The 20,364-nt window shown below is 72.7% G+C and carries 15 protein-coding genes; 9 read left to right on the forward strand and 6 right to left on the reverse strand.

Annotated elements, in window-relative coordinates; all coding sequences use genetic code 11:
• Nucleotides 1-84: 84 nt before the first annotated feature.
• On the forward strand, nucleotides 85-861 hold the full coding sequence (locus G011_RS0112330; RefSeq protein ID WP_019608727.1) for an endonuclease V: 777 nt from the start codon (nucleotides 85-87) through the stop codon (nucleotides 859-861).
• A 212-nt stretch (nucleotides 862-1,073) separates the two neighbouring features.
• Here the strand turns inward: G011_RS0112330 and G011_RS0112335 are convergent, their stop codons facing one another.
• Nucleotides 1,074-2,513: a GuaB1 family IMP dehydrogenase-related protein gene (locus G011_RS0112335; RefSeq protein ID WP_019608728.1), complete on the reverse strand. Its 1,440-nt coding sequence runs from the start codon at nucleotides 2,511-2,513 to the stop codon at nucleotides 1,074-1,076.
• A gap of 225 nt (nucleotides 2,514-2,738) precedes the next feature.
• Between G011_RS0112335 and G011_RS0112340 the strand changes: the two genes are divergently transcribed.
• Complete coding sequence (locus tag G011_RS0112340) at nucleotides 2,739-3,689, forward strand: CDP-alcohol phosphatidyltransferase family protein (protein WP_019608729.1); 951 nt, start codon at nucleotides 2,739-2,741, stop codon at nucleotides 3,687-3,689.
• A gap of 104 nt (nucleotides 3,690-3,793) precedes the next feature.
• On the opposite strand, the gene G011_RS0112345 is transcribed toward G011_RS0112340, so the two are convergent.
• A complete protein-coding gene (locus G011_RS0112345) occupies nucleotides 3,794-4,957 on the reverse strand; it encodes an acyltransferase family protein (protein ID WP_019608730.1) in 1,164 nt (387 codons plus the stop codon).
• Between the two features lie 490 nt (nucleotides 4,958-5,447).
• On the opposite strand from G011_RS0112345, the gene G011_RS0112350 reads away from it, so the two are divergent.
• Nucleotides 5,448-7,220 carry an amidohydrolase gene (locus tag G011_RS0112350; RefSeq protein ID WP_019608731.1) on the forward strand — a complete coding sequence of 591 codons (1,773 nt, stop codon included), beginning with the start codon at nucleotides 5,448-5,450 and terminating at the stop codon, nucleotides 7,218-7,220.
• 6 nt (nucleotides 7,221-7,226) lie between these two features.
• Nucleotides 7,227-7,997, forward strand: coding sequence for a M48 family metallopeptidase (locus G011_RS0112355; RefSeq protein WP_019608732.1), 771 nt, complete (start codon nucleotides 7,227-7,229; stop codon nucleotides 7,995-7,997).
• Nucleotides 7,998-8,101: 104 nt separating this feature from the next.
• Here G011_RS0112355 and G011_RS0112360 read toward each other — a convergent pair whose 3' ends face one another.
• A complete protein-coding gene (locus G011_RS0112360) occupies nucleotides 8,102-10,414 on the reverse strand; it encodes an elongation factor G-like protein EF-G2 (protein ID WP_019608733.1) in 2,313 nt (770 codons plus the stop codon).
• 193 nt (nucleotides 10,415-10,607) lie between these two features.
• On the opposite strand from G011_RS0112360, the gene G011_RS0112365 reads away from it, so the two are divergent.
• The 3 genes from G011_RS0112365 to G011_RS0112375 all read left to right on the forward strand — a co-directional run bounded on the left by G011_RS0112365 (nucleotide 10,608) and on the right by G011_RS0112375 (nucleotide 14,517).
• Nucleotides 10,608-12,305 carry a CPBP family intramembrane glutamic endopeptidase gene (locus tag G011_RS0112365; protein ID WP_026338241.1) on the forward strand — a complete coding sequence of 566 codons (1,698 nt, stop codon included), beginning with the start codon at nucleotides 10,608-10,610 and terminating at the stop codon, nucleotides 12,303-12,305.
• A gap of 17 nt (nucleotides 12,306-12,322) precedes the next feature.
• Complete coding sequence (locus tag G011_RS0112370; RefSeq protein ID WP_019608734.1) at nucleotides 12,323-13,114, forward strand: alpha/beta hydrolase; 792 nt, start codon at nucleotides 12,323-12,325, stop codon at nucleotides 13,112-13,114.
• A 68-nt stretch (nucleotides 13,115-13,182) separates the two neighbouring features.
• Entirely contained in the window at nucleotides 13,183-14,517 is a 1,335-nt protein-coding gene (locus tag G011_RS0112375) for an MFS transporter (RefSeq protein WP_019608735.1), read from the forward strand.
• 287 nt (nucleotides 14,518-14,804) lie between these two features.
• Here G011_RS0112375 and G011_RS0112380 read toward each other — a convergent pair whose 3' ends face one another.
• From G011_RS0112380 to G011_RS0112390, 3 genes are all read right to left on the reverse strand, one after another.
• Nucleotides 14,805-15,773, reverse strand: a complete 969-nt coding sequence (locus tag G011_RS0112380; protein ID WP_013151350.1) for a hypothetical protein — start codon at nucleotides 15,771-15,773, stop codon at nucleotides 14,805-14,807.
• Nucleotides 15,774-16,013: 240 nt separating this feature from the next.
• Nucleotides 16,014-16,568, reverse strand: a complete 555-nt coding sequence (gene def / locus G011_RS0112385) for a peptide deformylase (protein WP_019608736.1) — start codon at nucleotides 16,566-16,568, stop codon at nucleotides 16,014-16,016.
• Nucleotides 16,569-16,653: 85 nt separating this feature from the next.
• Nucleotides 16,654-17,469 (reverse strand): nucleotidyltransferase domain-containing protein, encoded by an 816-nt coding sequence (locus tag G011_RS0112390; RefSeq protein WP_019608737.1) that lies wholly within the window; start codon nucleotides 17,467-17,469, stop codon nucleotides 16,654-16,656.
• An 878-nt stretch (nucleotides 17,470-18,347) separates the two neighbouring features.
• Between G011_RS0112390 and G011_RS0112395 the strand changes: the two genes are divergently transcribed.
• Nucleotides 18,348-19,025 (forward strand): sirohydrochlorin chelatase, encoded by a 678-nt coding sequence (locus tag G011_RS0112395; protein WP_019608738.1) that lies wholly within the window; start codon nucleotides 18,348-18,350, stop codon nucleotides 19,023-19,025.
• A gap of 366 nt (nucleotides 19,026-19,391) precedes the next feature.
• Nucleotides 19,392-20,321, forward strand: a complete 930-nt coding sequence (locus G011_RS0112400; protein WP_019608739.1) for an aminoglycoside phosphotransferase family protein — start codon at nucleotides 19,392-19,394, stop codon at nucleotides 20,319-20,321.
• The last annotated feature ends 43 nt before the right edge of the window (nucleotides 20,322-20,364 follow it).

Genomic DNA, 20,364 nt, shown 5'->3' on the forward strand with positions numbered 1-20,364 from the left:
CCGCCCGCTCCCGTGCGCCGCGCGCGAACGGGTAATGGGATTGGATGGGAGGGCGCGTACCACCGAACGAACGGGAGGATCGGGATGTCGGAGATCTCCGAGCGGGTCGCGAGGGTCCTGGACGACCCGGAGAACTGGCCGAGCGACCCCAAGGAGGCCGTCGCGCTCCAGCGCAGGCTCGCCGACCGGGTCCGCGTGGAGCCGTTGGACGTGGACGCGGTGCGGCTGGTGGCCGGGCTGGACGTCAGCTACTCCACGGACAACACGGCGCTCTCCGCGGCGGCCGTGGTCATGGACGTGCGGACCCTGGAGGTGGTCGAGTCCGTCGCCATCTCCTCCGAGCCGTCCTTCCCCTACATCTCGGGCCTGTTCGGGTTCCGCGAGTCCCCGCCGGTCCTGGAGGCGCTGGGGCAGCTCAAGGTGACCCCGGACGTGTACCTGTGCGACGGCTTCGGCCTGGCGCACCCCCGCCGCTTCGGGGTCGCCTGCCACCTGGGGGTGCTGCTGGACCTGCCGGTGGTGGGGTCGGCCAAGTCGGTGCTGTTCGGCAGGCACAGCGTGCCCGGTGAGGAGCGGGGGTCGTGGACGCCCATGGTGGCAGGGCGCTCGGAGGTGGTCCCCGACTCCTTCGCGCTGGCCGACCAGGGCAAGGAGGTCCTCGGACGCGTGCTGCGCACCCGCAGGGGGGTCAAGCCCGTCTACGTGTCCGTCGGCCACCGGGTGGACTTGGAGGGCGCGGCCGAGCTGGTGCTGCGGCTCTCACCCAAGTACCGCGTGCCCGAGCCGGTCCGGCACGCCGACAAGCTCTGCGGCGAGCACCGCAAGGCGGTACTCGCCGCGAAGGAGGGCCGGACCGACTGACCCGGGCGGGGACGACGGACCCCTGGCTCCCGGCGCCCTGAGCCCCGGCCGAGCCCGCGAGGGCGCGGGAACGCGAGGGGCGCGCCGGGGTTGTGCAGGACGAGCCGAGCCGCTGGCGAGGAACGAGCGTCAGGCGTGGGCGAGGACGAAGAACTCCTGGCTCCCGGCGCCCTGAGCCCCGGCCGAGCCCGCGAGGGCGCGGGAACACAGCCCTACCAGCTGGTGGGGACCGGGCGCCCCTCGTTGTACCCGGCGGCGCTCTGCACGCCCACCACGGCGCGCTCGTGGAACTCCGCCAGCGAGGAGGCGCCCGCGTAGGTCATCGAGCTGCGCACACCGGCGACGATCTGGTCGATCAGGTCCTCCACACCGGGGCGCTCCGGGTCCAGGTACATCCGGCCCGTGGAGATGCCCTCCTCGAACAGCGCCTTGCGGGCCCGCTCGAACGGGGAGTCCTCGGCGGTGCGCAGCCGGACCGCGCGGGCCGACGCCATGCCGAAGCTCTCCTTGTACTGCCTGCCCTCGGCGTCGCGCATGACGTCGCCCGGCGACTCGTAGGTACCCGCGAACCACGAGCCCACCATCACGTTGGACGCGCCCGCCGCCAGGGCGAGGGCCACGTCGCGCGGGTGGCGCACGCCGCCGTCCGCCCACACGTGCCCGCCCAGCTCGCGCGCGGCCTCGGCGCACTCCAGCACGGCGGAGAACTGGGGGCGGCCCACGGCGGTCATCATGCGGGTCGTGCACATCGCGCCCGGGCCCACGCCGACCTTGACGATGTCGGCGCCCGCCTCGATCAGCTCGCGCGTGCCCTGGGCGGTGACGATGTTGCCCGCCACGATCGGCACCCGCGGCGACAGCGCGCGCACCTTGGAGACCGCGGTCAGCATCTTCTCCTGGTGGCCGTGCGCGGTGTCGATGACCAGGGTGTCCACCCCGGCCTCCAGCAGTTCGGCGGCCTTGCCCGTCACGTCGCCGTTGATGCCGACGGCGGCGGCCACGCGCAGGCGGCCGTCCGTGTCCACGGCGGGCGTGTACAGGGTGGAGCGCAGCGCGCCCGTGCGGGTCAGCACGCCGACCAGGGCGCCGTTCCCGTCCACGACCGGGGCCAGCCGGTGGCGGAAGTCGTGCAGCATCCCGAACGCCTCGCGCGGCTCGGTGCCCGCCGGGATGGTCATCAGCTCGGCGGACATCACGTCGCGCAGCTGCGCGAAGCGATCCGTTCCGGCGCAGTCGGCCTCGGTGACCACGCCGACGGGCCTGCGGTCCCCGTCCACCACGATCACGGCGTTGTGCGCGCGCTTGGGCAGCAGGTTGAGCGCCTCGCCGACGGTGCTGGACGGGTTGAGCGTGATGGCGGTGTCGTAGACCAGGTGCCGCTTCTTGGTCCAGGAGACGACGTCGGAGACCACGTCGAGGGGGATGTCCTGCGGGATGACCGCGACACCGCCGCGCCTGGCGACGGTCTCGGCCATCCTGCGCCCGGCGACCGCGGTCATGTTCGCCACGACCAGCGGGATCGTGGTGCCGGTGCCGTCCGGCGACGACAGGTCCACGCTGAGCCGGGAGCCCACGGAGCTCCGGTTGGGGACCATGAACACGTCGCTGTAGGTCAGGTCCTGCTGGGGTGCCTGGTCGTTGAGAAAACGCAATGCCTCTACCTCGGTCGAGACCGAAGGGGGTGGACCATCCGCCGCATGCCGCGCGCGGCCGCCTGTTGATCCCCCTCTTACCGGTCAAGTATGCCGTCACGAATTAGGTCGGTCGACATCCGATCTGGCATGATGACCCGGATCCCCGCCGACACAGCCCTTCCCCGCCCCTGTCAGCGCGTCGTCGGGCGCCGGGGCCCGGATGGGCGTTCCTGGAGAGCCCGCATGCCGCGTTTCACTTTCGCGCAAGTCAAGGAAGAGACCTACAAGGCGAAGGACGCCTGGTGGACGGTCTTCCTGGTGGACCCCCTGGCCGGACGCCTCGTCGTCTGGACCGCGAACCGCACCGACATCACGCCCAACCAGCTGACGCTGGGGGCGGGGGTCTTCGGTCTGCTCTCCATGCTGTGCTTCGTCGCGCCGGTCCTCGTGCCTGGCGGTGGGGGATGGAACTGGGCCTGGCTGCTGGCGGGCGGACTGCTCTTCCACCTCAGCTTCGTGCTGGACTGCATGGACGGCAAGATCGCCCGGCTCAAGGGCACCGGCACGGTCTTCGGCAGCTGGGTGGACTTCGTCTTCGACCGCATCCGCTTCTTCGGCTGCGTGATGGCGCTGCTGATCGGCCAGTGGCTGCTCACCGGACACGAGATCTACCTGATCGCGGCGCCGGTGGTGGTCTTCTTCGACCTGCTGCGCTACCTCAACGGCCCGCAGGTCGCCAAGACCCGCCGGACCATGAACCAGACCCTCGCCGAGCTGACCGGGGACACCGACCGGCTCGCCGCCGCCCAGCGCGAGGCCGACCCCGAGGACGAGGACATGGGGGAGGCCCCCGCCCGGCCGGGCGTCCCCGCCCCGACCGGCTTCTACCCGCGCGTGCGCGACCGGCTCCTGCGCCACCGGGTGCGCCCGCACCTGTTCAGCGGCATCGAGTTCGAGATGTTCCTGTGCGTGGTGGCTCCGGTGACCGCGCTGGTCTCCCTCTTCACCCCGCTCAACAGCCTGATCATCCCGGTCGCGGTGTTCTCCGTCCTGGCGCTGGCCTTCTTCGAGGTGGTCCTGGTGCTGCGGCTGTGGAAGGACACGAACAGGTTCGAGGCGCGCCGCCGCCAGCTGCTGGCCTCGGGCGCCGTCCCCGGCACCGCCGCGGCCCCGCACCCGACCAGCGGGAGCTGAGCCGGCCCTCCCCACCGCGGGCGGGAGCGACACGGGAGGGGCGGGTCCGCGCCGAAGCGGACCCGCCCCTCCCGTGTACGCCGCGCCCCTCGCGCGGGGCCGGGTCAGACCCCGGCCTTTTCCTTCTCGCGCCCGCCGTCGCCGTTCCCGCCGCTGCCGGTGTTCCCGTCTGCGTCGGTCTTACCGGCGCCGCTCGGCGCGCGCAGCGCGGAGTCCTGGCGCAGGAACCACGTCAGCTGCGGTTCCACCGCCCAGCGCAGGCCCGCGCGCACCCACGGGGTGCACAGCAGCAGCGTCAGGGCCACGCCCAGCAGGACCGTGACGACCATCTCCGTGGCCCCGGACATCAGGCTGTACCAGGGCGAGGCCTGCAACAGGACGATCACCACCGAGTGCCCCAGGTACACGTACAGCGTGTAGGCCCCCAGGGACGTGAACCACGTGCGCTGCTTGGGCATCAGGGCCAGGACCGCGAAGGACATCACCAGCGCGAGGGCCATGAAGCCGACCCGCACTCCCAGACTCGGCAGGATCGGGTCGATCTCGCGGTCGGTGAGGCTGTTGGTCCAGAAGAGCCAGGAGCGGCTCATCTGCTCGGAGATGGGCACGGCCAGCGCCGCCGTCACCCCCAGCACCAGCACGGACGCGACCCGCACCCAGAGCCGGTCCAGGTAGGCGAAGTGCTCGCGGCGCAGGCTCAGCCCCAGGACGAAGAACGGCAGGAAGCTCACCACGCGGCCCAGGGAGAGCGTCTCCCCGAGGCTCGCCGTGGCCCCGAACACGGAGATGAGCACCGCGACGAGCACGGGCCAGCGCAGCCGCTTCCAGACCGGCACGCTCAGGCGCCACACGAACAGGGCGACCAGGAACCACAGGGCGTAGGTCGGCTGGAGCACCGACATGGTCTCGGGCAGGCCGCCGCGTTCGACCGCGTAGATGGACTGGTGGATGGTCCAGAAGATCAGGTAGGGCACCGCGAGCGTCACGACCAGCTTCTCGACGCGGTTCGACGAGGCGTCGAAGGACCGCGAGAGGTAGCCGCTGATCATGATGAACGCGGGCATGTGGAAGAAGTAGATCCAGTAGTAGAGGGCACTGGCGGGCCCGTACTCGCGTAGTGGGCCGATCGCGTGGCCGACGACGACCAGGGCGATCAGGACGAACTTGGCATTGTCCAGACGGGCGTCACGGCCTGGACCCGGGGCCGCCGTGGTGGGGGCGACCGCGCCGTGCCCCGGTTCCTGACGCTGGGATGCCGGACTGGTCATGGATGAGGCCACGAGTGGACTCCGAGATCATCTGCTTCTGGGACGTGTGTGCTCTCCTCCGGCCGTGCACGCGGCCCGCGGGCCGGCCGCGGGGCCGGAACGCGGGTGGCGCGGTGCCGCGCGGGGCGCGAGGGGGACACCGTAAGGTCGGATGAATGAACATGTGCTGCGTTACCTTACTGTGATGTAGCAAAGTATGCCAGCGGTTCTCCGGAGATCGGTGGAAAGTCGCCGGAGTCCTGCCTCGGTTGAGGTGGGGTTGGGGCTCGTGAAACATGTGTGGCACGAGCGGCTCGGCCGGGGGTAGCTTTCCGTGTGCAGACCCTAACCCATCAGCGCCACCGCCTTCTACAGAGGGTGACGGGCCAGGTCTGCTCCGGACCCGGCCCGCGGAGGTCACGCCGCTGACTGTGTGGCCGCGGCGGGCGCGCCGCTAGGCTGCTCTCGTCAGACGGGCGGTTCCGACCCGGTCGAGATACGGAAGAAGGCGGTGGAAGCCGTGCCGCACGCGGTGGACCCCAACCGTGCCGCTCAGCACGGGAACGTGGTCATGCGACTCCTCGACGAGCTCTTCCCGCTCGTGGAGGGGTTCTACGTCGACCTGCACAAGAACCCCGAGCTCTCCCACGCGGAGCACCGCACCGCCAGCGGTGTCGCCGAGTGGCTCACCCGGACCGGTTACGAGGTCCACAAGGGTGTCGGGGGGACCGGTGTGGTCGGCATCCTGCGCAACGGACCGGGGCCCACGGTGATGCTGCGCGCCGACATGGACGCGCTCCCGCTGGAGGAGCGGACCGGGCTGCCCTACGCCAGCACCGCCCGCGCCGCCAACGACGAGGGCGCCGAGGTCCCCGTCATGCACGCCTGCGGGCACGACGCCCACACCGCCTGCCTGGTGGGCGCCGCCGACCTGCTCTCGGAGACCCGCGACGAGTGGGCCGGAACCGTGATGGTCGTCGCCCAGCCGGGCGAGGAGACCCTCGACGGGGCGCAGGCCATGCTGGAGGACGGGCTGTTCGACCGCTTCGGCCGCCCCGACGTCATCCTCGGCCAGCACCTGGGCCCGCAGCCCGCCGGACTGATCTCCCACCGCGCCGGGGTCATCCTCGGCGCCTCCAACTCCTACCGCGTGCGCGTGTACGGGGAGGGGGGCCACGCCTCCCAGCCGAACACGACCGTGGACCCGGTGCTCATCGCGGCGAGCATCGTCACCCGCCTCCAGGGCGTGGTCTCCCGCGAGGTCAGCCCGAGCGAGATGGCGGTGCTCACCGTCGGCAGGATCCAGGCGGGGACCAAGGCCAACATCATCCCCGACGAGGCCTACCTGGAGATCAACACCCGGGCCCTCAACGACAACGTGTCCGCCCAGCTCGAAGCGGCCATCGAACGGATCGTGCGCGCCGAGGCCGCCGCCTCCGGAGCCGCCCGCGAGCCGGAGATCGAGCGCTTCCAGGGCGCGGGGGTCACCCGCAACGACCCCCAGAGCACCGCCGACGTGGCCGCCGCGCACCACGCCTACTTCGGCGACGAGTACGTCATCCACCTGCCCGACCCGTTCCCGGCGACCGAGGACTTCAGCTACTTCGGCCTGCCCGGCGACCCGCAGCCGATCCCGTACGTGTTCTGGTTCGTCGGCGCCACCCCCCACGACGTGTGGGAGGCCGCCCCCGGCGACACCCCGTACGAGAAGATGGGCAACGTCCCCAGCACCCACTCGCCGTTCTTCGCGCCCGCCCGGGAACCCACCCTGCGCGCCGGGCTGGCCGCGATCACCGTGGCCGCGCTGTCCTACCTGGGTGACGACAGCCCGAAGGCGTCGGCCGAGGACACGCCCAACGACGCCTACGACAGCGCCTACCTCGCCTCGTCCTGGCCCGCCCCGGAGGAGGACCGGGCCCAGACCGGATGGCCCGCCCCGGAGGAGGACCGGGCCCAGAGCGCATGGCCCGCTCCGGAGGAGGACCGGCCCCAGTCCCCCTGGCCCGCCCCCGACGAGGACCGGGCGCGGTCCCCCTGGTCCGCCCCGGACGACGACCGGGCCAAGTCCACCCACGAGGCCGACATGGACTCCGTGATGGAGGCCCAGGACGAGGAGCACCGCCAGGAGTGGCGCGACGGCAAGACCGAGGAGTCCACGCTGTCCGCGGACATGGCCGCGCTGCTGGAGGACGACGACCGGCCGCGCCCGCCGTCCGGCCCCTCCTACGGGGGCCCGCCCCCGCCCCCCGACGACGACCGCCCCGGCTCCGAGTACCGCCTCTGACCACGGATGGCCGAACGCCGGCTGCGCCATCCCCGGGAGATCCCCCTTCTGGTCGTGTGCGTGGGGGTGACCCTGCTCGCCGTGGTGGGCGCGGTCAGCCGCGCCTACTCGGGTGAGCCCAACCAGCCGCTGCTCCTGCTGAGCATCCCCGCGCTCGTGTACTTCGTGCGCGGGCAGCAGTACGCGCGCCAGCGGGTCAACGGGGTGCGCATCACCGAGAACCAGTTCCCCGAGGCCCACCGGATGGTCACCGAGGCCGCCGCCGCGTTCCGCATGAAGCAGGTGCCCGAGGCCTACGTCGTGCTGGGCAACGGCGAGCTCAACGCGTTCGCCTCCGGGCACGGCTTCCGGCGCTACGTGGCCGTCACCAGCGACCTGTTCGAGGTGGGCGACCGGCTGGCCGACGCCGACACGCTGCGGTTCGTGATCGGCCACGAGGTCGGCCACATCGCGGCGGGCCACACGTCGTTCTGGCGCCAGTTCGGGATCTCGGTGGCCAACGTGATCCCCGGCGTGGGCACCAGCCTGAACCGCGCGCAGGAGTACACCGCGGACAACCACGCCCACGCGTTCTGCCCCGAGGGCATGCAGGGGCTGCGGGTGCTCGCCGCGGGCAAGTACCTGTACCCGGCCGTGGACTTCCACGACATCGCCGCCCGCGCACGCACCGACACGGGCTTCTTCGTGCTGCTGGTCAACCTCCTGTCCAGCCACCCCGTGAACACGTTCCGCTTCGCCGCCCTGGCCGACCGCACCAGGCCGGGAAGGGTCTTCTAGAGGCGGGGTCCGCCCCGTGCGGGACGGGGTCGTTCCGGGCACGGGGACCGGTCCTTCCAGGTTCCGCACGGTCCGCCCGTGCGGGACGGGGCCGTCCTTCCGCCCTAGCCCTGCCCGCCCCGCCCGGCCAGCCGCGCCGCCGCCTGCGCGGGCAGCGGCTCGTGGCGCGCGTACTCCCGGCTGAACACGCCCGTGCCGTGCGAGATCGACCGTAGTTCCACCGCGTACCGGACGATCTCCAGCTCCGGCACCTCGGCGCGCACCACCGCCCGACCGCCCCGCACCGACTCGGTCCCCACCACCCGGCCGCGCCGGGCCGACAGGTCGCTCAGCACCGCGCCCAGGTAGGCGTCGTCCACCTCCACGGACACCTCGTCCACCGGTTCCAGCACCGCTAGACGCGCCGCGGCCGCCGCGTCCCTGAGCGCCAGCCGACCCGCCTTCTGGAAGGCCATGTCCGAGGAGTCCACCGAGTGCGCCTTGCCGTCGTAGAGCGTCACCCGGATGTCCACCAGCGGATACCCCGCCCCGGAGCCCGCTCCGTCCCCCGACCCCGCGCCGCCCTTCGCGCCGGTCCCCGTCCCGACGCCGTCCGCCATCTGCGCGCGCACGCCCTTCTCCACGGACAGCACGAACTGGCGGGGCACCACCCCGCCCACGATCTCGTCGACGAACTCCAGGCCCGCGCCCGACTCCAACGGCTCCACGCGGATCCGGCAGACACCGAACTCCCCGTGCCCGCCGCTCTGCTTCACGTTCCTCCCGGTGCCCTGCGCCGGGACCGCGAAGGTCTCCCGCAGCGGCACGCGCACCTCCCCGGTGCCGACCCGCACCCCGTGGCGGTGCTCCAAGCGGTCCAGCGCGGCGTCCAGGTGCGCCTCGCCCAGGCTCCACAGCACCATCTGGTGGGTTTCGGCGTTCACCTCCACCCGCAGCGACGGGTCCTCCGCCACCAGCCGGGCCACCGCCTGCGACAGCTTGTCCTCGTCCCCCGAGGACTCCGCGCTCACCGCCACCGGCAACAGCGGACGCGGGAAGCGCCACGGCGCCACGCGCACCGGCCGCTCCGGCTCGGAGAGGGTGTCGCCGGTGCGGGCGTCGGGAAGCCTCGCCACCAGGCACAGGTCTCCGGCGACCACCTGGCCCACCGGCCGGTTCTCGCGGCCCAGCGGCACGGACAGCGGTCCCGTGCGCTCGTCGTTGCCGGTCCGGTCCAGCTCGTCCTGGCCGGTCAGTCCGCACGGGACCCCGTGGCCGTGCAGGTGGACACGGGTGTCGGGGCGCAGGGTCCCCGAGAAGACGCGCACCAGGCTCACCCGGCCCACGTACGGGTCCCCGGCGGTGCTGAGGACCTGCGCGACCAGGGGTCCGTCCGGATCGCAGGACAGCCCCGCCACCGGTTCGCCCTCCGGTGTGGAGGTCTCGGGAAACGGGCGCCGGGTCGGGTCCGGGCACGAGAGCGGCAGTTCGCGCAGCAGTTCGCGCACACCCACCCCGGTCGTGGTGCTGATCGCCAGGACGGGATGGAAGCCGCCCGCGGCGACCGCCTTCTGGAGGTCGTCGATGAGCAGGTCGGGGTCGAGTTCGCCGCCCTCCATGTAGCGCTCCATGAGGGCCTCGTCCTCGCTCTCGGTGATGACCTCCTCGACGAGGGTCTCCCGGAGCGGTCCGGCCGCCTCGCGCAGCCAGTCCGGCACCGGACGCGCCGAGGGGGCGGACCCGGGCCCGCCCCCTCCGGCGCGGCCGGAACGCTTCGCGCGCTCGGAGCCGTCGGAGCCGCCGGCGCCGGCGGCTCCGACGGAGTAGTCGTAGTACCGCTCGGAGACCAGCCCCCACACGCCGACCACGCGGCGGTCGTCCCCCGTGCCCTCCACGGCCGGGACGTAGGCGGGGTGCACGCCCGGGCCGAACGCCTCCCGGCACTGGGCGACCACCTCGTCGTAGTCCGCGCGCGGGTGGTCGATCCTGGTGACGGCCACCGCCCGGGGCATGCCGACGGCGGCGCACTCCTCCCACAGCACGCGGGTGCGGCCGTCCACGCCCTCCAGGGCGGACACGACGAACAGGGCGGCGTCGGCCCCGCGCAGCCCGGCGCGCATCGCCCCGATGAAGTCCGCGTATCCGGGGGTGTCCAGAAGGTTGACCTTGACGTCGCCGACCATGACCGGGTTGACGGTGAGGTCGACCGACCGCCCCTGCCGGATCTCGACCTCGTCGTGGTCGCTGACGGTCGTGCCCTCCTCCACGCTGCCGGGGCGGCTGACCTCCCCGGCGGCGGCGAGCAGCGCCTCGACCAGGCTCGTCTTACCGGCGCCGGACGGCCCGACCAGCGCGATGTTGCGGATGTTGCGGGGCCCGTCGGCCCTCGGTACGGCTCCGGCTGAGGCTCCGGTTCCGTTGACGTTGCGATCTGCCATCCCTGCTACCCAGCCCTTCGTGGTCCGAGCGGTGGCCGCACGGAACGGGCGGACCCGCTCATGCTGTGACCTGTGTCACTTCTACGGTCGCCCTTCTCGGGCCGCACGGCAAGAGGTGGTCAGGAGCGGGAGCAGCCGTGGATGAAATACAGCATGTGCACTATGACTCGTTTCGGACCCCTACTATTGCCCCGTGCCATGGTCGGAGTCTCTCCCTCAGTTCAGCCTCGCCGGGACCGTCCTGACGGTCCTGCTGCTCCTCTTCGCGGCGTTCGGCGAACCCCTCCTCGGCAGGAAGGCGTTCACGTGGCTGTCCCGTAGGCGCGACGGCGACGCGCGCGCCCTCACCCTCCTGCACGCCGTCACCATGGGGATCCACGTGCTGTGGGGCCTGGTGGTCTTCGGGGTGCTGCTGCTCTCGCCGAACCTGGTCGCCGCGGACCTGGGCCTGCGCCTGCCCGACGCGTGGGGGCCGATCGCGGGCGGCGCCGTCGGCGGCCTGCTCGCCCTCACGGTGTTCTGGCTGCTGGTCAACGGGCTTCCGAAGGGACCGGGACGCTCCGGCCGCGGTCACGGCCGCGGCGGGAGGCCGGCGCGCGGCAGGCGCGCCCAGGGCGCGAGCGCCCGAGGGCGGCGCTCCTCCGCGCCGCTCAGCCTCCCCCAACCCGAGCGCGACCGGGGGCTGCTCGCACCGCGCACCAACGCCGAACGGGCGATGGCCGCCGGGGTGGCCGTCACCGGGGGCGTGTTCGGGGAACTGCTCTACCGGGGCCTGTTCATCCTCCTGGTCGCCAGCATGGGCGTGCCGCTGTGGATCGCCGCCGCGCTGTCGGTGCTGCTGTTCTCCGTCGCGCACCTCTACCAGGGCTGGTGGGGCCTGGTCAGCGCCGGCGCCTCCGGCACCCTCTTCACCGTCCTGTACCTGGGGACCGGAAGCGTCTGGGTGCCGGTCCTGGTCCACGTGGCGCTCAACCTGCGCTCCCTCGTCTTCCCGCCCGCCGACGTCCGCGAGGCGGGGGAGCGGGAGTACCGCGAGGACGAGGGGGACCCCGAGGCCTACGAGGAGTACGACGACTACGACGAGTACGAGCACCACGGCCACGGGTACGAGGACGGACCCGTCACCGGGGAACAGCCGCTGACCGACGCCGAGGAGGGCGGGAGCGCGGACACGGCGGTGGCGCCCGCACGGCCGGGCACGGGGACTCCCGCGCACGGGACCCCGTCCCACGGAGCCGGGTCGGGCTACGGCGGCACCCCTGGTCATGGCGGCCCCCCGGTCTACGGGGGCCTCCCGGACCAGGGACGAAACCTCGGCCACGGCGACCCCCACGGGCACGGCGGCGACCCCGGACACGGCGGGCACTCCGCTTACGGGGACCTCCCGGCCCGGAGCGGGGACTCCGGCCCCGGCGCCCCCCGCACCGACAGCGGTCCCCACGCCCACGGCGGCGCCTTCCAACAGGACCAGCGGGACCTGTACAGCGGCCTGTCCACCTCCGGGCCCTCCTCCGGGCACGGCGACCCCCTCGGCGACGGCGGCCTGCCCGGCTACGGTGACCGTTTCGGCGGCGGTGACCAGGGCGGTCACGTCGGTCAGCCCGGTTACGGCGGCCACCGCTCGGACGGCACGTCCCACCCCGCCCCGCCCCACCCCGGCCCCTCTCACGGCGGTCCGCCCCCCAACGCCCCGCTGTACCCCGGCGCCTCCCGCCCCGGCCCCCTCCCTCCCCACGGGGCACCGGCGGACCCCTCCCACGACGACCTCCTGGGCGATCACCGCCGGGACGAAGGCCGCGGAGAACGCCGCCTGTACCCCGACGAGTGGATCGACCGCCGCTACGGTGACGCGAACACCACACCGGGGTCCGACCCCGACCGCTGGAGCTGATCGGGCACGATGGTGGGGTGTCCGACGCCATTGACCACCCGCGCGCCCAACCCCGTGAGCACCGCTACCGGCTGACCACCTCCGACGGGGTCGGCATCGACGCCGTGCTCCTGCGCGGCGCCGGGTCCCGCACCACCGCCGTGATCCTCGCCAACGGGTTCACCGGTACCCACCGCAACCCGAGCACGCGTGCCGTCGCCGAAGCACTGCTCCCGTTCGGCGACGTGATGACCTTCGACTTCCGCGGCCACCACGGCTCCGGCGGGCTCAGCACCGTCGGCAACGCGGAGATCCACGACCTGGAGGCGGTCGCCGTCCGCCTGCGCGAACTCGGCTACACCTCCCTCTCCACCGTGGGGTTCTCGATGGGCGCGGCCGTCGCGATCCGGCACGCGGCCATCTACGGCGGAATGGACGCGGTGGTCTCGGTCAGCGGACCCAGCCGCTGGTACTACAGGGGAACGCGCGCCATGCGGCTGCTCCACCTGGGCATCGGCCGCAGGGCGGGACGCCTGTTCCTGCGCGGCTTCCGCAAGGTCAGGGTCATCGACAAGGAATGGGACCCCGTACCCGCCGAACCCCGGGAGATCGCCGGGGAGGTCTCCCCGACTCCCCTGCTGGTCGTGCACGGCGACTCCGACGCCTACTTCCCCGTCTCCCACGCCACCGCCATCCACGACGCCGCCCGGGAACCGCGCGACCTGTGGATCATCCCGGGGATGGGGCACGCCGAACGCGCCGTGACCCCCGAGCTGACCGCGCGCATCCGCGACTGGCTCGTGGGGAAGGTCGGCGGCGAGAACGCCTGAGCGGGCGGCTGAACAGGGCGGATCGGCACCGCGTCGACAGGTGTGCGCGTGTCGGCTACAAAGGACGGATGATCCGATCTCGTTCGTCCTCACCCGGGAACGGAACACCCTCGGAGACGGCCCCGCCCGGCGCGGCCGACGACAGCGGCACCACCGACACCACCCCGCCCGCCCTCCCCGGTCTGCGCGGACGGGGCTTCGCCCTGCTCATCGCGGCGACCGCGGTCGGCCTCTGCGGCTTCGCCGCCGTCCTGCCCCTGGTCCCCCTGTGGGCCAGCCGGGGCGGCGCGGGCGAGTTCGGCGCCGGGAGCACCACCGCCGTCTTCATGCTCACCACCGTGCTCACCCAGCTCGCCATGCCCTGGCTGCTGGAGAGGGGCGGTTACCGCTGGGCCTTCCCGGTGGGCGCCCTGGTGATGGGGCTGCCCACCCCGCTGTTCGCCCTGACCGCCGACCTGGGGCCGCTGCTGGCCGTCTCGGCGGTGCGCGGGGTCGGCTTCGGCATGGTCAGCGTCTCCGGAACCGTGCTCGCCGCCCGCCTGGTCCCGCACCACCAGGTCGGCCGGGCCACCGGTTACTACGGGCTGGCGGTCGGCCTGCCGCAGGTGCTCATCCTGCCCGGCGGCGTGGCGCTGGCCCTCAACATCGGCTTCGACACCGCGTTCTGGCTCACCGGTCTGTGCTCGGTCCTGGGCGGGGCCCTGGCCTGGGGCATCTGGTACGCCGACGGCGGCCGCAACCGTGCGGCGCTGCGGAGCACGGTCCGGGCCGCCGCCCCCGAACCCGGCCCAGCCCCGGACGCGTCCGCGGGCCGTCCGCTGCTGCGGGCGCTGGCGGCGCCGCTGGTGCTCATGCTGCTGACCGCCTCGTCGGCCAGCGCGATCATCACCTTCCTGGCCATCCCCCTGGAGCAGGCGGCGTGGCTGGTGGGCGGCGCCCTGGCCGCCTACGCGCTGGCGGTGGTGGCGGGCCGCTGGACCGCCGGGATGCTGCACGACCGCCACCGGCGCGCCCTCCTGCTGCTGCCGGGCATGGTCGGCGCGGTCGCGGGGATGGCCCTGGTCACCGTCGCGCTGTGGTCGGTCGGGGACGCGCCGGGCGCGGGGACGGCGCTGCTGGTGCTCCTGGGGTCGGCCGTGTTCGGCCTCGGCTTCGGCGCGGTCCAGAACGAGACCGTCACCCTCATGCTGAACCGCGCCGGTCCGGCCGGGTACGGCCGGGCCAGCGCGGTGTGGAACATCGGCTACGACGCGGGTTCGGGAGCCGGGGCGATGGTCCTGGGACTGCTGATCCAGCTGACGGGGTACGGGCCCGCGTTCGCGGTCACGGCCGTGGCGCTGCTGGCCTCGGTGCCGCTCGCCCTCGGCGGGCGCGCGGGGCGCGGGGCCCGCGCGCGCGGCTGATCCCGCCGGTCCGGCAGGGCCCGTCCGGGCCGGGGACGACCGGCCTACGGACGACTAGGGTCTGTTTTTTGAACCGGTCTCAGCTTGTGGGGGTTGGTTCGGGCGCCCACGGGGTTCTGGAGGTGGAGGAGGCGGGTTCGTGAGGAACGAGCGAACCCGCCGTAGGCGCCGAAGGTTCCCGTTCTCCGGGCGCCCGAACACAAGCAGGACCGCGCCGTAGGCGTCCGTTGAGGGTGGTGGCGGGCGACGGGTGGGACGAAGCGAAGCGGAGGTCCAAAAAACACTGACTAGTACGACGAGATGTGCACGTGGTCGTAGTGGTTCTGGGTGTTGTCGCCCCGGTCCTCCATCCACTTCCACTGGCGGGAAGCGGAGTGCCAGATCTGCTGCTCCCAGATGATGTACTTGATGCCCAGCCGGTCGGCGTTGTCGATCCCGAACTGGGAGATCTGCGAACCCAGGGACTGGTTGGCCGCCGAGGGCAGCGCACCGCCCGCGCTCATCATGAAGTCGCAGGCCTGGCCCGTGCCGTGGTCGTCGGCGCTGGAGCGCAGGCAGCCGACCGGGTAGGGCGCGCCGAACGTCTGCACGATCTCGTCGCGGATCGCCGCCATGCGCGGAGTGGCCCCGTCCCAGCCCCAGCCCCGCGCGCTGGCCGGGATGCTGCCGTCGCCCGGGGTCTCGGGGATCTGCTCCGCCTCGTACTCCTCGATCCTGGCCTCGACCTCCTCGCGCTCCTCCTCCAGCGTCTCGACGAGCTCCTCGGCCTCGGCCAGCTCGGTCTGGAGCTCCTCGTTGACCAGGGCAGCCTCGTCCCGCGTCTGGATGAGGTCGTAGATCTGCTCGGACTGGCTCTGCCCGAGGTAGTTCAGCGTCGCGGCGTCGGCGAACATGCTCTCCGGGTCGCTGGAGAAGATCACCTGGAACGCGGGGTCGAGGCCGCCGCCGCTCTTGTACTGGGTGGAGGCGATGGTGGACACACCGGTCCGGGAGGCCTCCAGACGCCCCTCGACCTCCTCCAGGTCCTCCTCGGCCTTCTCCACGCGGTCCTTGATCTCGTTGAACTGGAGGAGCTCGCCGTCGTAGCTCTCCTCCAGCTCCTCGGCCCGCCGGTTCAGTTCGTCGATGTCCACCTCGTCGTTGTCCGGCTCCGCCAGAGCCGTTCCGGGCAGGGCGACCAGCAGGGCCGCCGCCAGGGCGCTGAGGGACAGGGCGGCACGCCTGCCGCGCGCGAATGAGGGAGGAGTGGGTGTCATGTCTGCTCCGAGGATGGTCCGAGCGCATCCGGTCGGCCTGCGGCGTGTGACGGGGGGAGCCGCGGCGGTGGGAGATACTCAGCAGACCATACGAGATCTTGGCGTTACATGCCTAGTGCGTTACTCACGTGACTTGGGAGACTGCGCGGGGATGTGTCCGAAGATACCCGGAGCCGGGGACCGGACCGGACCCCGGTCGGCTGTTCCGGGTCCGGGCCCGCCGGAAGGAGGCCGGGACCCTCAGCTCGCGCCGCCGAAGGCGCTGGGCAGCTGTACGCCCGCGGGCTCGGGGGGCTCGGCGGGCATGAACCAGTCCGAGCGGCGGATGTCGCGCAGGGCCCGTTTGCGCGTCTGCGGGTCCAGGCGCTCGATGTAGACCATGCCGTCGAGGTGGTCGGTCTCGTGCTGGAGGCAGCGGGCCATCAGCCCCGTGCCCTCCACGGTGACCGGCTCGTTGCGCAGGTCCACCCCGGTGACGACGGCGCGCTCGGCCCGGGTCGCGGGGTACCACAGCCGGGGGACCGACAGGCAGCCCTCGTCGCCCTCCTGGACCTCCTCCGACAGCTCGGCGATCCTCGGGTTGATCACGTAGCCGATCCGGCCCTCGACGTTGTAGCTGAACACGCGCAGGCCCACGCCGATCTGGTTGGCGGCCAGACCCGCCCGCCCGGGGGCCTCGACCGTCTCCAGGAGGTCGTCCACCAGCGCCCTGGTGTGCTTGTCGAACCGGGTGACGGGTGTGGTGGGCGTGACGAGGACGGGGTCGCCGAAACGGACGATAGGGCGCATGGTCATGTGCCCCAGGGTAGTCGGAAGCGTGCTCCCGGCGGTACGGAAGCGGAGAATCCGGACTCGGGGCCCGGAGGCGGCTCCGGACGGCTCAGGCCGCGGCCAGGCCGGGGCGCAGGGAGTCGTCCAGCACCATCTCGATGTAGTCCAGGGCGGCCCTGCGCCGGGCCAGCGCACTCTCGTACAGGGAGGGGGCGCTGACGTTGCGCCGCACGCGCAGGCACTCGTTGACGATGCGCTGCCACCGGTCGGGGAAGGCGTGCAGGGCGTAGGCGCCCGCGCCGCTCTTGGAGGTGATCTCCCCGGTCTTGAGGGTGAAGTGCAGGCGGCTGACGCTCAGCACGCTCCAGGAGGGCGCCAGGGAGCCCAGGGCGGCCAGGCCGCGCGGCGTGACCAGGCGGCCCGCCTTCTCTCGCCAGCGCCGCCACTGCTCGTCCAGGGAGCCCAGTGACCAGGCGCGCAGGCTCTCGGGCTCGTCCCACACGTCCAGTTCGAGCGGGTGCGGGCCGCGCACGGTCACGCCGTGCTCGGCGAGGATGTGCCACGTGACGGGGTTGACGTCGGCGCTTGCCCGGTTGCGGAACCGGCCGCCGATCACCGAGGCGACCGGGCCGCAGGCCGTGGGGTCGCGGGTGAGGTCGTCCCAGGTGACGTGGATGCCGTTGAACTGGGGTCCGGTGGCGGCGGCGCGGGTGCGCGCGTGGACGCGTCGCAGCAGCTCCAGTTCGCGCCTGCCGGGCGTGTGACCGGTGACGATCACGAAGTCGACGTCGCTGGTGTGCGGGCGGAAGTCGCCGAGGGCGACCGAACCGGTCAGGTAGAGGCCTTCGACCAGGCCGGGGGCCTCCTGGTCGGCGTACGCGAGAAAGGTCTGGGCCAGCGTCTGCACCCGAGGGTGGACGGCCATGCTCACTCCAGTCTGGATGGTTCGGTGCGGATCTGGGGGCGCGGTCCGTCCGGAGGTGGGGAGTCCGGTCGGGCGGCGGCCCGGAGCGTTCCCGCGGCGTGTGCCGCCTGCGGGTACGCGCTCCATCGGTACCAAGTGTGAGCGGGTCGAGGGGGTCATGGCAAGTGATCGCGCCGGACCCGCATCCTGTCTCCCCACGTCAGGTGGTGTGCGGCTATGGGGGCTTGGGGGAGTACGCACCCTTGACAGAGAACGGCGTGATGTGCAAGGGGGGCCTCGCGCGCGTGCGAGGAGGTCCGGACCGGCCGGAGCGGGGCGCGGCGCTCCGGCCGGTCCGGAGGCGGCCGGGCGGGAACGGACACCGGCGAAAAGCGGCGCGCTCCGAAGACGGCCGAGAATCCGCGTCCTCTCAGGCAGGAAGGCTGCCGCACATTCCGCAGCACGTGCATCCGCACCTGGCGAATGCATGAGAAAAGCTTTGCTGGGTATTTCTCTAGAGAGGTCGGGGGCGAAAGCGGTTATTCGTCCGCCGGAGAATGGGTGTGGTGTCCGCCATGCCCCGCCGGGGACCGGTTCCGGGGCGGGAGGGAAGGGGCGGTTCGTCGGAGCAGGTGGGGGCGGCTTCCTCTCTCGGCGTCAAGGATAGCCCCCTTCGTCCTCCGGAAGCCGTGAGTCCTACACCACTCTCTCCAGAAGTGGACATGCCCTGTTTTTTCGGCGATTGTTATGGTTCACGCAGACCCCCGGTGGTCATAACCACCACAGCCATTGTTCGCTTTTTTCCTCCGCGTAACACCGCACAACCCCCGTGAAACTGAGCCGCTTTACGCTCGGCGGGCAAGGCAGTTCCCCCCGCAGATGTACCGAAGGAGACGTGCATGGTCCCGACGATGGTCCTCGTAGCCGACGACTCACGTGACACCCACCGCCGGGACGCCCTGTGGGGCCTGGCCGAGGCGGTGGCGAGCAGGGGAGAGGTGCCGGTGACCCCGGCCTTCGGCAGCCCCGACGACGTCGCCGCCACCGTCCACTCCGTCCGGGGGCCCAAGGTGGTCGTCCCCGCCTTCGTCGCGGGCGGCGACGTCGCCAGCGCCCGCCTGCTCTCCCGGCTCGGCCTCGGCCGTATGAGCGACTCCTGCCAGACCCCGCCCCTGGGAGCGGTTCCGTCGATCGTGGCCGACCTCGCCGGGCGGCTGGCCGACTCCGGCTGGGGTCCGTCCGACGGCGTGGTCCTGGCCGCCGACGGCACCACCGGCACCGAGGAGCACCAGGTCGTCATGGACGTGGCGCGCATGCTCAGCCGCCGCCTCGACTCCCCGGTCCAGGTGGGCTACCTGCGCACCTGGGCGCCCTCGGTGGTCGACGCCGTCGACCGGCTGCGCCGCCACGGCCAGGACAACGTCGCCGTCGCCGCGTGGAGGCTCGTGGACGGCCCCGACTTCGACCTGCTGCGCGGTCTGGACGTCACCGCGATCACCGAGCCCCTGTGGCCCTCCGAGCTGGTCGTGGACACCCTCCTCGCCCAGCACCGGGCGGTCAGGGGGCGCCTGGCCTGAGAACGCGGTCCCCGACGGGCCGACACCCACGGTGACACCGTCCGCCGCACGGGTGACCGCAGGAGTTCGGGGCGCCGCGCCACCGTTACCGGGAGCGCGCGGATGGGTAGGGGGCAAACGGGCGGGAACCCCCCGCACCCACAAACACGGCATCCGCACCGCGCCGCCTCCCACACGGCGCGGTGGCGACCGGACGCGACTCCTCCGGCGGCCCCCGCCTCCCCCCGCCGGCGCGGAGGTTTCCCCGCGACCGGTCCGGGACCCGAACAGAGCCAGTGCGCCGCGGACCGTGCGGTCCGCGGCTCCACCGACCCGCGAGGGGCCACCCCGAACCGTCATCGACGCGAGCGAACCTAAGGTGGATGTATGAACGACGTCACAGCGCAGTTCGTCGATGACCGGCAGCGTCGGCGTCTGGAACGGCGCTTCGGCAGCCACGTCGGCGAGTGGCTGACCGAACTCCCGGGGATCGTCTCCGGGATCGCCTCCGACTGGGGGCTGACCGTCGAGGGCCCGGCCCCCCACGGCCGGACCTCCGTCGTCGTCTGCGTCGTGCGCCCGGACGGCGACCGCGCGGTCCTCAAGCTCTCACCGGACACCGGCCTGGCCGCGTCCGAGGCACGGGTGCTGCGGATGTGGGAGACCTCCGGGCGCGTGCCCCGCGTGTGGGAGGTCGACAACGCGCGGGGGGCCATCCTCATGGAGTGGATCAGCGGCGACACCGTCGCGGCGGGCGGGCGGGTGCCGCCGATGGAGACCGTCGGCGCGCTCATCTCCCAGCTGCACTCCGTCGAGGTGCCCCGGCACGAACTGCTCGAACTGCGCCCGCTGACCTCGCGGGTGCAGTTCATCTTCGACCTGTGGAACCGCGAGCGCGCCGAGGGGCCCGCCGCCGAGGTGGTGTCCGCGTCCGCCATGCACCAGGGCTTCTGCCGGGCCCGCGACCTGGCCAACGGCACTGTGGACGTCGTGCCCGTCCACGGCGACCTGCACCCGGGCAACGTCATCGACGGCGGCCGGCGCGGCCTGGTGGCCGTCGACCCGCGCGCCTGCCTGGGAGACGCGGCGGTCGACGCCGTGGACTGGGCCCTGTGGAAGGCCACCAGCCTGCCCGAGGTGGTGCAGCGCGTGGACGTGCTCTCCGGCGTCCTGGGCGTGGACGGCGACCGGATGATGGCGTGGGCGCGCGCGTTCGCGCCCTGCCTGGCGGTGGCCAAGGCCAACCGCGGCCACGGCGGCACCGACGAGTTCGACATGCTCGTCGAACTCTCGGAGGGGGAGGCCTTCGTCCTGTGACCCGTGCCGGGCGGCCCCGGCGGCCGACCGCCCCGGCACGCGC

This window comes from Nocardiopsis sp. CNS-639 (genome assembly GCF_000381685.1).
GTDB classification, from domain to species: Bacteria; Actinomycetota; Actinomycetes; order Streptosporangiales; family Streptosporangiaceae; genus Nocardiopsis; species Nocardiopsis dassonvillei.